The sequence below is a fragment of the Priestia endophytica genome (assembly GCF_026790145.1).
In the GTDB taxonomy this organism is placed as follows: domain Bacteria; phylum Bacillota; class Bacilli; order Bacillales; family Bacillaceae_H; genus Bacillus_I; species Bacillus_I endophytica_A.
The window spans coordinates 20,646-33,908 of sequence record NZ_JALAMS010000032.1; the positions used below are offsets into that span (position 1 = coordinate 20,646).

Here is a 13,263-nt window from a genome sequence, read left to right on the forward strand (position 1 = left end):
GAATCAAAAATCTCTTTTGATAACTTGACTATTTTAGCATATTTCCAAATTGAGACGCAAAAAAAGACCTCGAGAGTTTCGAGGCCTTTTTATAAGAAAATTACTTTGCTGCTTTTGCCGCTTCGATAGCTGCTTCATAGTTTGGATGTTCTGTTACCTCTTCAAGGTATTCTGCATATGTTACGTTGTCCTCTGAATCAACTACGAATACAGAACGCGATAAAAGACGAAGTTCTTTAATCGTAACGCCAAATGCTTCGCCGAAGGAAAGATCACGATGATCTGATAAAGTTTGAACGTTTTCAATACCATTTGCACCGCACCAGCGAGCTTGAGCAAATGGAAGGTCAACGCTAACCGTTAGCACTTTCACATTTTCAAGTGAAGCTGCTTCTTCATTAAAACGACGTGTTTGTGCATCACAAACGCCTGTGTCAATTGAAGGCACAACGCTAATGATACGAACAGAACCTTTTGAATCATCTAAAGTAACTTCTGATAAGTCGTTTGCTAATACAGTAAAGTTTGGAGCTTTTTGTCCTACTTCTACTTTTTTCCCTAGAAGCGTTACTTCATTTCCTTTAAATGTTGTCATGATAATTTCCTCCTATATAAAAAGAATATGTACATGTAAATGTTAGCCTGTTTATGTACATATTGCAACGATTTCGTTCTATTACTTTTCACAAGGAGAAACATTGATTATGCTTCAGGATCAATTCCTTTTGCATGACTGTCAGAAGAAGAGCCATTTTTCTTTCCATCTTCCTTCTTTTTAAAGAGTCCTTGTATTTTTTCTACTGCTTGTGGTGCTGTTTCTAACAATCGCTCGTAAAGATGCGTACTTTCATCAAGATGCAGCATTTTCACACCTGAGGAGTTGACAATCAGAAAAGCAATTGGCGTAATAGATACTCCCCCACCGCTTCCTCCTCCAAAAGGACTTCGCTCTTTTTTAGACGGAGTATGAGCTGACTGGCTGCCTCCTTCTCTCTTTCCTCCATCTGTAGAAAAATCACTTCCTCCTGCCGCAAAACCAAAACCAACTTTAGATACGGTTAAAATTACGCTTCCGTCAGGTGTTTCAACAGGATCTCCTACAATTGTATTAACATCAATCATTTCTTTTAAGTTTTCCATTGCTGTAGACATTAAACCTTCAATAGGGTGTTCACTCATGAGGAAACCTCCTTGTGATCGTTTTTAATTTTTTCTTTTTTACGTATTATGCTACGTCGATGTGAAAGCATAGCTATTCCCGTTAATATAGCATGACCGTTTTGGACTGAAACCATACATTGGAAGGACGTATATGAAGCTCGCTTATTAAATATGGGTGTAACAGCTAGTTTTGGTTCAGGATAAACATTCATATATTCCACAAGTAGACCTACAATGCTTCCCTTAATCCCCCAGCATGCTCCACTTAGAACACCCGTTATTGCTGCATCTCTCACACCAATTTCCGTTTCCCACTCAATATTGCGAACGTGCACCTTTCTCAAAAATCTTCGAACAATTTCATGAAAAGAAACGATATCTTGAATGATCTCTTGTACCCGATGAAAAGCTTCAGTGACATTTTCGACCGAAATACTTTCTTGTTTCACCCCTTTTTTATTATTGTTAATAGCTTCTGTTTGCTTGATTTTCAACTTAGTTTCACCATCGTCTTCATTTAATGTTGCTTCAGGAATTTCATATGTATAGCGAATAAGCCCGAAGAGTGCTTTGCATTTTATCTGATAAAAGTCATCTTTATGCTGATGGCGAAGATGAACCTCTATTGTTATGTTAGTAAACCAAACTAAAATAAAAAATGCGATAAGAACAAGGAGTATAATGAATACAACATTCACCTTCTACCACCTCCAAATATTCATTATTTCCCATTTACCCCACTCTAAACCCAGTTAATATTAACAAATTAGCTCCCTATGCCATAATCAAAAACTATAAAATTAATGGAATGTGAAATAATTATTTTAATTTTCTAACACTTGATGATATGATAGAAGGTAGAAAGCGGTTACTCTATTATCATCATATGGGAGGTTAAATCATGACAGCACATCGTAATAATATCTATTTATTCTACAAAAAAAATGAAAAAATCCTTGCAAACCTAAGCAGCTTACACGAGCTAGCCGAACAAAATGGATTTAATATTGTCAGCACAATGAAAGAGGCAAACATCATTGCAGCCCTTGGAGGAGACGGAACATTCCTACAAGCTGTCCGTAAATCAGGGTTTAGAGATGACTGTTTATATGCTGGTGTAACGCTTGATGAACAGCCTAGCTTTTACTGTGACTTCAACATCGATGAAAAAGAAAAAATGGTTGAAGCTATGACAAATGCTGACATCGAAGTACGCCGCTTTCCTATTATAGAAGTAAAGGTGGATCAGAATCCTCCTTTTTATTGCTTAAATGAATGTACAATTCGCTCCTCTGTAATTAAGACTTTAACAGCGGATGTATATATTAATGACCTACATTTTGAAACGTTCCGAGGAGATGGTATTGTCATTGCAACGCCAACTGGAAGTACAGCATACAACAAATCAATCAATGGTGCTGTTGTAGATCCATTAATGGACTGCATGCAAATTAGTGAAATTGCTTCTCTTAATAATAATACGTACAGAACGCTTGGCTCTTCTTTTATTTTAAGTGAGCAAAACTCTCTTACATTAAGACTTGGAAGCTACCAAAACTTAAATCCAATTGTAGGCGTTGACAATGAAGCATTGAATATTCAACAGCTTGAAAAAATCGAAGTAAAGCTTCACCATCAAAAAATTAAAACTGTAAAATTAAAAGATAATTCGTTCTGGCGCCGTGTACAGCGCACATTTTTATAAAAAACAAAAAGGCTTGGACAATGAATGTCCAAGCTTTTTTAATGTCTACAGCATATAATTTCACATTCTATAAAATCACGCGCTAAATTTAAAATTCACTGTTCTCTTTATTTTTCTCAAACATAATTGTTTCATCAACGACTGTCATACTTACTCCAACGTTTGGAATAGCGTCTTCTTCAATCTTAAATAAATCTTGTTCTAACACCGTAAAATCTGCTAAATATCCTTCCGCAATCTTTCCTCTATCTCTCTCTCGACAAACAGCTTGAGCACTTCCTTCGGTAAAAAGCTTTATTGCTTCATATACGGAAAGCTTTTCAGAAGGAATATACTCTATATTTGAAGATGGTCCTCTTTTGGTAGTAACAGCAGCGTGAATACCTAAAAGCGGATTTACGGGCTCGATTGGTGCATCTGAGCCTCCTGCACACATAATTCCTTCTTGTAATAATGTTTTCCAAGGATAAAGATATGAAAACGTATTTTTCCCAATTTTATCAAGAATCCAAGGAAAATCGCTTGCAACAAAACGAGGTTGAACATCGAGTACAACGGGAATTTCTTTCGTTCGTTGAATCAAATCATCTCTTAAAATTTGAGCATGAATAATACGATCTCGCTGTCCCTTTTTTGGTGGATAAACTTCTAAACTTTCTAGAACATACTCATAAGCAAGATCTCCAATTGCATGAACTGCTACATTCATCCCATGACTTCTTGCTGCTTTTACAAGCCCTTGTAGCTCTTCCCGTGTATGAATAGCAACACCATTTGTTGACGGATCATCCTTATATGGAACGCTTAAAAGAGCAGATCTGCTGCCAAGTGATCCATCTGAGAAAATCTTCATAGCATCAAGTTCAACGAAAGAAGATTGTTTCTTATTCTTTGCCATATATTGAATCATATCTCCTACAACTTCATGATGAACAAGCAAGTTTAAACGAAACTTGTATCCGCTTTGTTCTGTTGCATAGAGAAATGCCTCATACGTTTCTTTAAAACCTGTGTAATAGTTTAAATCCTCTGTATGTCCTCCAGTTAGACCAACCTTTAAGCAATCTTCAATCCCCATCTGCAAGGCCTTTTGCACATATGCTTTAGAAACAGGAGGCATATATGCTGTAACCAAATCTTGAGCTCTATCAAGAAGCATTCCTGTTGGCTCTTTTCTACTATTTTTCACAATAACTCCACCAGGAGGATTTGAAGTATGTTTATTAATACTTGCTAGCTTTAGTGAATAACTATTCGCGAGACTTGCATGATGACAAATTCTTCTTGCAATGAGCGGATGTCCTTTGCTTACATTATCAAGTTCCTCTGCTGTTGGAATGCTTTTATCATCCCATTCATTTTCATTCCATGCTTCTCCAATAAGCCATTCCCCTTCTTCAAGTTCTTCTGCTTTTCTTTCTAAGAGGTGAAGCATTTCTTCCTTTGATTTCGCTTGTGATAAGTCCAGACGCATTAACCGTTCTCCATGTCCTATAAGGTGCATATGACTATCAACAAATCCTGGATACATGACAGACCCTTGTAAATTTATGACTTCTTCAATAGCATGTTTGTATTCTTGGTGAAGCTTTTCTTTTTCTCCAACAGCTTTTATAATTCCGTTTTCAGTAAAAACTGCTTCAACTGTCTCTCCTTGGTTTTTCATCGTATAAATTATGCCGTTACACCAAAGCTTTCCCATTACCATAACCCCTTTTAACATCATAATTGTTGTACTATGTATCGTATCACACAGAAATAAGCTCAACAAAAAAAGAGCAGAAATTCTGCTCTTTTTCTTGTCTAAAATAATGATTCTTCAATGTTGTTAGAACTATCATTTGGCTGAATAAGAATGGTCTCTGTTTCATTCACAGCTTTTTCAATTAGTTCATCAAAATCTACGAACTCCTCATAGCGTTGCACCTTCTCAAGCTTTGGACGAGTTTTAGGCGCTACTGGTGTAAAGATTGTACAGCAATCCTCATAAGGACGAATCGAAATATCGTACGTATTGATTTTTTTAGATACTGAGATGATTTCAGTTTTATCTGTAGCAATAAGTGGACGTAAAACAGGTGTTGATGTAACATCATTAATCGCAACCATGCTATCAAGCGTTTGGCTTGCTACTTGTCCAAGACTTTCTCCTGTTACAATAGCTAGACCACCGTTTTGTTCTCTAATTTTATCCGCAATTTTTAACATCATACGACGTGTTGATGTCATTGTATAGTTTTCTGGAACCTGCTTATGAACAAGCTGCTGAATCTCTGTGAATGGAACAATATGAAGCTTAATACTTCCTCCATATTTTGTTAACTCTTTTGTTAAGTCTACTACTTTTTCCTTTGCACGTTCACTTGTAAAAGGAGGACTGAAAAAGTGAACAGCTTCAATTTCAACGCCGCGCTTCATTGTTAGATAACCAGCAACAGGGCTATCAAGTCCACCTGAAAGCATTAAAGCTGCTTTTCCGCTCGTACCAACAGGAAGACCACCAAGTCCTTCATAATCCCCACTCATAATATACGTTGCTTCATTACGCACTTCAACTTTTACATTCACATCTGGATTGCGAACATCAACAGTTAGATTTTTTGTATTGCGAAGCAAATGGGCACCAATTGTTTGATTTAATCCATTTGTATCATACGGAAAATCTTTGAAAGAACGGCGGGAAGAGACTTTAAATGTCACACCCTCTTTATCATATTCTTTCAATGCCTCAAGAGCAGCTTCTTTAATTTTCTCTATATCATTCTCTACTTTTTGAGCTAAGCTAAAGCTTTGAATCCCAAAAACTTTTCGTAAACGTTCAATGATTAATTTCTCATCTTCATCATGAAGTTGAATGTACATGCGATCTCGAGTTTGAACAATTTCTATCCCGGGAACATCATAAAGAACACTCTTAATATTTTTGCGTAATCGGCTTACAAACTTTTTACGGTTTTGGCCTTTTGTTGAAATTTCTCCATATCGAATTAGAATATGATCATATTTCATAGATTACCTCACTACCTTTTTTAAATGTGAAATGGTTTTATATAACGCTTGTGCTGCTTTTTTGCCGTCTCCCGGATTATTACAATAAGAAAAACTAAAGCGAATAGCCTGACTAGCTTGTTCAGGTGATTTCCCCATCGCAAGAAGAGTTTTGCTCGGTTGGGCTGTTTTAGAAGAACAAGCAGATGTTGTAGATGCATATACATTTTCATTCTCTAAGCTATGAATGACAACTTCTGCTTTCATCCCTGGAATTGTCACATTCACAATATGCGGAGCAGCTCCGTCTTTCGGCGTATTAATCATAAAGTCTGGGTAAGAAGAAAGTTCTTTTCTAAACTCTTCACTCATTTTTCGTAAAGTCTCTTGGTTGTGTTCAAATGTCATCCGCAAAGCTTTAGCCATAGCTACAATGCTTCCTACATTTTCAGTTCCCGCTCGATGACCGTGTTCTTGAGCTCCGCCTGAAAGAAGGGCTGAAAGAGAGATACCCTCTCTTATATATAAAATACCTGCACCTTTTACACCATGAAATTTATGAGCGGAAAATGTGCAAAGATCAATATAACCTAATTTTAAATTGATAGGGACCTTGCCTATCCCTTGAACAGAATCAACGTGAAAAAGAATTTTAGGATACTTTTGCAAAGCAAGACCAATTTCTTCTACAGGCTGCACTGTACCAACTTCGTTATTAACATGCATAACAGATACAAGGATTGTTTCAGGTGTAATAGCATCTAAAATAGCGTTAACAGACACTCTTCCTTCACTATCTACAGGAACATAGGTTATGTTAAATCCCATATCTTCCAACTGTTGCAGTGAACTATGAACAGAGTCATGCTCAACAGTCGTTGTAATAATATGATTACCTCGATTTCCAAAAGTAAAAGCGGTTCCTTTTAAAGCAAAGTTGTTTCCTTCTGTTCCTCCAGAAGTAAAAACAATTTCTTTCGCTTTTACACCTAACAAATCACCAATTTGGCTTCTTGCATGTGTTAATAATTTTTCAGCTTCTCCGCCTAGCTTATGAAGAGAAGAAGGATTTGCAAAATAGTCTTTCGCAACCTTTGCATAAGCGTCAATAACTTCGTCATAAGGCTTTGTTGTTGCACTATTGTCTGCATAAATCATCTTCAGTTCCCTCCCTACTTTTTATAATAACTATGATTAATTTCTTTTTTTACAAACTTTTTTTATCATACCATACGAATAAAGTTTTGCAATAAAGCTGATTGAAAACACAAAGAAAAAAGCCGCTACATTTTATCGTAGCGACTCGTCTTCTTTTAACGAATTTTCAATGGATGAAACAGAACCTGGTTCAACGCTCTCAAGCGCTGAAGACGCTTCTTGATAGGCTCTCTTATATTCGTATTGTCTAAAAGCCTGTTCTGCTTGTAGTAAACTTTCAGCAACTTCTGGATGACGGCTTCTGTAGCGGTTTCCATACTGAATCATTCGTTCTACAAGTGCTGCCTCAAAAATCAATTCTTCTGTTTCGCGGAAGGAAAGCTGAACTTCTTCAACAGCTTGTTCGAGCAGCTCATTTACAGCTACTGTATCGAGCGGCTTTTCTTCTAGTTTTGTGCTAACTTCTTGGATCTTCCCATAAGCGCGTTGAATATCTTCTCGATAAGATTCTGGAATTCCAGGTACATTGCTTTTTTCCACAATACGACGAGCTTCAAAAAGCTGCTTGCGCAAGTCTGCAATTTTCTCTTTAGCTGCTAGCTCGTCTTTTCTTAAATCTTGAAGCATTTCAATATATGCTTGCTGAATACCTTCGACTTTATTCAGCTGTGTTAACACTTCTTCAAGTTCCTCAAAAATCACGCTATAAGCAATATTTTGTTGCTCTGCTTTATTGACAATGTTGTAATAAAGATTTGTTAATCGCTTTAGCTCTCGATCAATCTTTTGATAAAGCTCAAGCTCCTCTGGTGTTAAATGGTAGCTTTTTTGAACAAGAAGCGCTTCTTCTTTCACTTCATGATTTCTTGCCTGAAGAGCTTTAATCATAACCGAAATTCGATCAATGTCCTGATTCATTTGCTGAAATGCACGCGCTTCTTTTTCAAGCATATCGTAAATGCCGTCAATCTTAGCGTTAATTGCCGCAACACTCGCTTCTGCTTCTTCAATATTTAATGCTTCAATCTCTCCAATAATAGCTTTATCTGCTCTGCTTAGTTCCTCTAATGACTCTTCAATTTGAAGATGCTCAAGAATGTACCCTTCTTCAATCATCCCAATATAGCCTTCTCTTAATTCCTCAAGCTGTGTTGGTATCGTTGTTTGAAGCTCTGTAAAAAGAGCCGGGATCTTTTCAAGATTGTTTGTCATTACTGCTAACCGTTCTTCAATGCTCATTAATATGGCACTTGCTTGCAAGTAGTTGCCATTCTCTGTTTCTTCGTTAAATTTCACAAACTGTTTCTGAATTTTTTCAAGCTTCGCTGTAAGAGGTTCTTCTGCTTTTCCATATGAATAACGATGTGCAAGCAATCGTTTCTTAGTTTCCCTGAAAAGTTCTTCCATTTCTACAATGGTTTTCTTATTATTTTCCTCACTACCGAGTAAGTTTTGAAGCTCTTCTAAAATTGTATCAATATCTTGTTTAATGTTAGCAAGCTCTTCATCTAAAGAAGCAATACGCGCTTTTGCTTTTCGAAATTTGTACTTATCAGCAAGTTCTTCAATTTCATAAAACGCATCGTCCATTTTGGGCAGGCGTATAGCAACAATGTTGTCCCATTTTTCACGCCAGCTTTCAAATAATTCTTCTGTTTCTCCTGTCATTTTAAGTTGTTTCACTTTTGCAATTTCATCTGCTACAGGTTCGCTCATCAATGTCGCCTTTATAGAATCCAATCGATCAACTTCTCGATAAACTTTTTTTCGAAGGAAGAAACCGTACAAAATAAATCCTATAATAAGGAGAATGATTATAATCGCGAGCTCCATCTTTATTCCCCCTCACAATGCCGTCCGACTGTTCAATTTTCTTATGTAAATATGTAATGAATGATGTTTTTGTCAATACTTTTATGATACCATGTTCATAACATTTTTTGAGGAAATTTTTAAATTTTTTTAATAAATCCTTGGAAATAAACAATATTCCTCATACTTTTCTACATTCTAGCATTTTTTTATCGAAAACGCTTATATTTTGCTGTTAAGGAGAGAGACATTATGAAGAAAGACGGTCACATTCATACTCCATTTTGTCCCCATGGTTCAAGTGATGAATTAAGGAGTTATGTTTATAAAGCAGTTGCACAAGGATTTGAAGAAATTTCTTTTACAGAGCATGCTCCTCTTCCTCCTTCTTTCAAGGATCCTACTCCATTGAAAGATAGTGCTATGAAAGTGAGCGAAATGGAACTCTATATTGAGCAAATTGAGAAAGTGAAAAAAGAGTTTCAAAAAGAAGTAAAGATTAATGTTGGATTAGAGGTTGACTATATTAACGAATATGAAGAAGAGATTAGGCACTTTCTTAATACATACGGTCCTTATCTTGACGACAGCTTATTGTCTGTTCATTTCCTTAATAAAGAGGGTTCTTTTTACTGCTTGGACTACAGTGCGGAAGAATTTGAATATATCATTACAAAGTTTGGCTCTGTTAAAGAAGTATACAAAGCTTACTTTAAAGCCGTCGCTTCATCAGTTAAAGCAGATTTAGGTTCTTACAAACCGAAACGAATAGGTCATATAACGCTTGTTCATAAATTTCAAAAAAAGTTTCCATGTGAAGTCTCTTTTCAAAATGAAGTCTTGCATATTCTAAATGAAGTGAAGAACCGAAATTTAGAACTCGATTATAATGCAGCTGGATTTCACAAACCACTTTGTCAAGAAGCATACCCTTCTAAAGAAGTTGTTGTACTTGCTCAACAAAAAAACATCCCTCTTGTTTATGGGTCAGATGCCCATTGTGCGAAGGATGTTGGTCAAAGCTACACAAAACTTTTTGAAAGATAAACGTTATTTTACAACAAGCTGCAGCGGAGTGCATGGCAAGCATATATGCTCGTTAATCCACTGCTGTAGCTCACTCGTATATTTAGTAACAAAATACTCCTCATGTGTGAGGACATGAAGCACTTCCGCTGCATACTGCTGATGCAAATAAGGCATTGTCATCATGCCCTTAAGCTGCATAATTGTAAAAGAAACACTCACATGTCGAAATTCTTTTCTTTTCATACCAAGCTCTAGGAGCATTTTTAAATAATATTTCTCTTTCGTTAAATAGGTTGACATAATCTCCCGAACAAACGTTGTATCTACGGAAAGTTCCCGGTAAATGACCCGGGCAACTTCTCTATGTTCGTGCTGATATTTCATTACATGAAAAAGCATTTGACCGAAGCATTCTCGCACAGGCCGATTTTGAAATGATCGCCATACTTTATCCATTTCTTTAATATATCCTTCAAAGAACTTGGTAACAATATACTCAAGGAGTCCCTCTTTCCCATCAAAGTAGTAAGAGATATTTGCTACATTCACACCTGCCTTTTTCGCAATCTCGCGAACAGAAGTCCCGTTAAATCCTTTAATTTGAAACAAGGAAACAGCTGCATCCAACACTCTTTCTTTTGTTTCTACTTTTTCCTTCAACATTGTCACCCTCTCAATATAAAGTGTTTGCAAATTACAAACGAATGTGCAACAATACTTTGAACGATACAAAAGGAATTTATAATAAGGGCTATTGTGACAGAAGCAGACATAAGGGCTACTAGTAACATCAAACACGAGCAGAATATCTAATTTTTTGACTTTATTATAGATGATTCGTTTTATGAACCTTCTTTCCTCCTCTTTTTACTCGACAAAGTTTGAAGGTTCTATAAATACAAAATCGAAATTTGATTTTTTTATAGTTGAAAGGGGTTTTTCCATGTTTCATGTCGAAAATTATAGTGGACAAAAAGAGAAAGACTTTGAGCTTGTTATTAAACAACTTCAAGCTCTAACAGCTGATGAACCAAACACTATTGCTAATTTGGCGAATGCTTCATCACTTCTAAATCAATTTTTAGAAGAAATCAACTGGGTTGGTTTTTATCTTATAGATGAAGCTAAAAATCAACTTGTTCTTGGACCTTTCCAAGGGCTTCCTGCATGCGTTCGAATTCCATTTGGAAGAGGAGTTTGCGGTACTGCTGCTGCTGAACAAAAAACTCTTCGTGTTAAAGATGTACACGAGTTTCCAGGCCACATTGCTTGTGACAGTGCTTCTCAATCTGAGATTGTTGTTCCAATTATCAAAGATGGAAAAACAATTGGAGTCTTAGATATTGATAGCCCTATTAAAAACCGTTTTGATGAACAAGATGAAAAATATCTAAATCAGTTTGTTGATGTATTAGTTCAAACGCTATAATAAGGAAGCTGCCAATAAACCACAAAAAGTGGTATCCTGGCAGCTTCTTTATTTTTCACAACTTTTCACAACCTGATTTTTCCCGTTATTTTTCGCTTGATAAAGAGCTTTATCAGCCTTAATAAATAACCGATGTGCTGACTTTTCACCCCTTTCCCACGATGAAACGCCGCATGAAACGGTTGTATGTGGAACAGTTTCCTTATGGACTTTTGCGACAAGGCGCTGTGCAATACTGACTGCGATATGTTGTGGAACATTTGGCAAATAAACAGCAAGCTCTTCACCTCCCCATCTAGCCCCAATATTTCCATCTCTCAAATTATTTTTAATAATTGAAGCCACTTGTATGAGGACTTGATCTCCTGTTTGATGACCATACGTATCATTCACTTGCTTAAAATTATCAATGTCCAACAAAAGAAGAGAACCAAGTTTGTCCTGTTCTATAGACTGCTGAATTTGCTTATCTAGATAACTTCGTGAATAAAGTTTTGTAAGGTGATCTGTTACAACTAAACTTTCCAACTCCTCTCTTAAAATAGAATTTGTAAAAGCAAGTGTTGAATGATGTACAAGGGATTGTAATACTCTATAGTGGTTAAATGTAAAGAAGTACGGCTTATCATGAACAATGAGGACAAGTCCGGACATTTTATTGTTGTGAATCATAGGAAGAGCAATAAGAGAACGATATGGAAACCTCTCGCTAAATAGTGTATATGTGTCATTGATAAATTTCGACTCTTTTTCTCTGTTAACTTTCTTATAAATTTTATCAATATAAGGCTTGTTTTCTGTTTGAAAAAATAATTCTGTACTACCTTCTAATATTTTATATTTATCATTTGTAATACAGAGAAGAAAACCAACACCTTTAGCATGAAAAAAAGTAATGATTTGCTCTGTCATATAATGAATCGTATCGTCTAACCGTAAACTTGAGTTGAGCTTATGTGAAGTCTCATTAATAAGTTTGACATCTTCAATCACCTGTTTCAACTGTTCATGGAGCTTGGCATTTTCTAAAGCTGCTCCTGTTGTATGAGCAAATTTTTCAATAAAACTCATTTCCTGCTCTGAGCAAATGACTCCATTTTCCCCAATCACCTCAAGAACTCCATACACTCCTTGCTTTCCTTGCAAAGGTGCATATAGAACAGACCTTTTTCCATCTTCCATCATTTCAATATGAATTCTTCCTGAAACGTATGCTTTCATTACTCCAGAACTCAACTTTTGGTCGTTATATTTCATTGTACGAATAGAGAGATCATGACTTACTTCACTATCATGTGAAAGAATAAGTGAACACTCTGCTTTCGGACAAATGGTATCAAGCGCCGTAATAACGTCCTTTAACACTTGATTAGGATCTAATGAAGAATAAAGCTTCATTGTTAAATCATAAAGGCTTGCATATCGGGCTCTTTCATATTCTTTTTCTATCTCTTTATCTACATATTCTAAAAACTGAGCACATGTTGTCCATAAAAGAGGAGAAAATTCAGGTGGCAAGGTATTTTCTCTGTATACAATTCCTAAATAAAATTCCTTCAAAGATAGAAAAGGAAATTGAAAAACAGCGATTTCCCTTCCGCTCTCTTGAAAAGAGAAAATCGTTTGATCGTCTGGTACTTTTTGAACATTTTTTACTATATTGTGTTCGTCATTCCACGCAACCTCTTCACTAGTCACTATATATTTATACCCTTCGTATACTAGAAACGCACCTTCTAATGTACAGGAATCAACAAGAATACGGAGGACCTCTTCATATAAAGAGGAAGGATTTTCTCTGGGCATTTTTTTCATCAGAATATCGAAAAAAGATTGTTTTAGACGGGTTATTATTTTTTCTATAGGCATATCAAACTCCTCAGTTTAAATAAACTTTTTATTGTAATTTAAGGTATGTACTCTAAATTATAGTATATATTATAATCAATATAGTTACATCTTCCCATTACTTTGTACCCTC

Annotated in this window: 12 protein-coding genes; 3 read left to right on the top strand and 9 right to left on the bottom strand. The window is 36.0% G+C overall.

Annotation, left to right across the window (positions count from 1 at the left end; all coding sequences use genetic code 11):
- Positions 1–100 precede the first annotated feature (100 nt).
- The 3 genes from tpx to MOC86_RS20320 form a co-directional block, all read right to left on the bottom strand.
- Positions 101–601, bottom strand: a complete 501-nt coding sequence (gene tpx, locus MOC86_RS20310) for a thiol peroxidase (protein WP_111922039.1) — start codon at positions 599–601, stop codon at positions 101–103.
- A 101-nt stretch (positions 602–702) separates the two neighbouring features.
- On the bottom strand, positions 703–1,179 hold the full coding sequence (ytfJ, locus tag MOC86_RS20315) for a GerW family sporulation protein (protein ID WP_019391191.1): 477 nt from the start codon (positions 1,177–1,179) through the stop codon (positions 703–705).
- Positions 1,176–1,859, bottom strand: coding sequence for a DUF2953 domain-containing protein (locus MOC86_RS20320; protein ID WP_268585822.1), 684 nt, complete (start codon positions 1,857–1,859; stop codon positions 1,176–1,178). Before MOC86_RS20320 ends, ytfJ begins: the two co-directional genes overlap by 4 nt.
- 203 nt (positions 1,860–2,062) lie before the next feature.
- On the opposite strand from MOC86_RS20320, the gene MOC86_RS20325 reads away from it, so the two are divergent.
- Positions 2,063–2,866, top strand: a complete 804-nt coding sequence (locus tag MOC86_RS20325; RefSeq protein WP_019391189.1) for an NAD kinase — start codon at positions 2,063–2,065, stop codon at positions 2,864–2,866.
- 88 nt (positions 2,867–2,954) lie between these two features.
- Here the strand turns inward: MOC86_RS20325 and MOC86_RS20330 are convergent, their stop codons facing one another.
- The 4 genes from MOC86_RS20330 to ezrA all read right to left on the bottom strand — a co-directional run bounded on the left by MOC86_RS20330 (position 2,955) and on the right by ezrA (position 8,845).
- Positions 2,955–4,568 carry an amidohydrolase gene (locus tag MOC86_RS20330; RefSeq protein ID WP_268585823.1) on the bottom strand — a complete coding sequence of 538 codons (1,614 nt, stop codon included), beginning with the start codon at positions 4,566–4,568 and terminating at the stop codon, positions 2,955–2,957.
- 101 nt (positions 4,569–4,669) lie between these two features.
- Positions 4,670–5,875, bottom strand: coding sequence for a tRNA uracil 4-sulfurtransferase ThiI (gene thiI, locus MOC86_RS20335; RefSeq protein ID WP_268585824.1), 1,206 nt, complete (start codon positions 5,873–5,875; stop codon positions 4,670–4,672).
- A gap of 3 nt (positions 5,876–5,878) precedes the next feature.
- The gene (locus tag MOC86_RS20340; RefSeq protein ID WP_268585825.1) at positions 5,879–7,012 is read right to left on the bottom strand and encodes a cysteine desulfurase family protein; all 1,134 of its coding nucleotides are present in this window, start codon (positions 7,010–7,012) and stop codon (positions 5,879–5,881) included.
- 132 nt (positions 7,013–7,144) lie between these two features.
- Positions 7,145–8,845 carry a septation ring formation regulator EzrA gene (gene ezrA, locus MOC86_RS20345; protein ID WP_268585826.1) on the bottom strand — a complete coding sequence of 567 codons (1,701 nt, stop codon included), beginning with the start codon at positions 8,843–8,845 and terminating at the stop codon, positions 7,145–7,147.
- Positions 8,846–9,076: 231 nt separating this feature from the next.
- Here ezrA and hisJ point away from each other — a divergent pair, with 231 nt between their 5' ends.
- On the top strand, positions 9,077–9,871 hold the full coding sequence (gene hisJ, locus MOC86_RS20350; protein ID WP_268585827.1) for a histidinol-phosphatase HisJ: 795 nt from the start codon (positions 9,077–9,079) through the stop codon (positions 9,869–9,871).
- A 3-nt stretch (positions 9,872–9,874) separates the two neighbouring features.
- Here the strand turns inward: hisJ and refZ are convergent, their stop codons facing one another.
- Positions 9,875–10,516, bottom strand: a complete 642-nt coding sequence (refZ, locus tag MOC86_RS20355; protein ID WP_185183392.1) for a forespore capture DNA-binding protein RefZ — start codon at positions 10,514–10,516, stop codon at positions 9,875–9,877.
- 280 nt (positions 10,517–10,796) lie between these two features.
- Between refZ and MOC86_RS20360 the strand changes: the two genes are divergently transcribed.
- Positions 10,797–11,282: a GAF domain-containing protein gene (locus tag MOC86_RS20360; RefSeq protein WP_268585828.1), complete on the top strand. Its 486-nt coding sequence runs from the start codon at positions 10,797–10,799 to the stop codon at positions 11,280–11,282.
- A 48-nt stretch (positions 11,283–11,330) separates the two neighbouring features.
- On the opposite strand, the gene MOC86_RS20365 is transcribed toward MOC86_RS20360, so the two are convergent.
- Entirely contained in the window at positions 11,331–13,151 is a 1,821-nt protein-coding gene (locus MOC86_RS20365) for a sensor domain-containing diguanylate cyclase (RefSeq protein WP_268585829.1), read from the bottom strand.
- Between the last annotated feature and the right edge of the window lie 112 nt (positions 13,152–13,263).

Bases quoted from the DNA above. Each gene is read 5' to 3' on its own strand.
- MOC86_RS20340 (WP_268585825.1), bottom strand. From the start codon at position 7,012: ATGATTTATGCAGACAATAGTGCAACAACAAAGCCTTATGACGAAGTT.
- thiI (WP_268585824.1), bottom strand. From the start codon at position 5,875: ATGAAATATGATCATATTCTAATTCGATATGGAGAAATTTCAACAAAA.
- MOC86_RS20360 (WP_268585828.1), top strand. From the start codon at position 10,797: ATGTTTCATGTCGAAAATTATAGTGGACAAAAAGAGAAAGACTTTGAG.
- ezrA (WP_268585826.1), bottom strand. From the start codon at position 8,845: ATGGAGCTCGCGATTATAATCATTCTCCTTATTATAGGATTTATTTTG.
- MOC86_RS20325 (WP_019391189.1), top strand. From the start codon at position 2,063: ATGACAGCACATCGTAATAATATCTATTTATTCTACAAAAAAAATGAA.
- refZ (WP_185183392.1), bottom strand. From the start codon at position 10,516: ATGTTGAAGGAAAAAGTAGAAACAAAAGAAAGAGTGTTGGATGCAGCT.
- MOC86_RS20330 (WP_268585823.1), bottom strand. From the start codon at position 4,568: ATGGGAAAGCTTTGGTGTAACGGCATAATTTATACGATGAAAAACCAA.
- hisJ (WP_268585827.1), top strand. From the start codon at position 9,077: ATGAAGAAAGACGGTCACATTCATACTCCATTTTGTCCCCATGGTTCA.
- MOC86_RS20365 (WP_268585829.1), bottom strand. From the start codon at position 13,151: ATGCCTATAGAAAAAATAATAACCCGTCTAAAACAATCTTTTTTCGAT.
- ytfJ (WP_019391191.1), bottom strand. From the start codon at position 1,179: ATGAGTGAACACCCTATTGAAGGTTTAATGTCTACAGCAATGGAAAAC.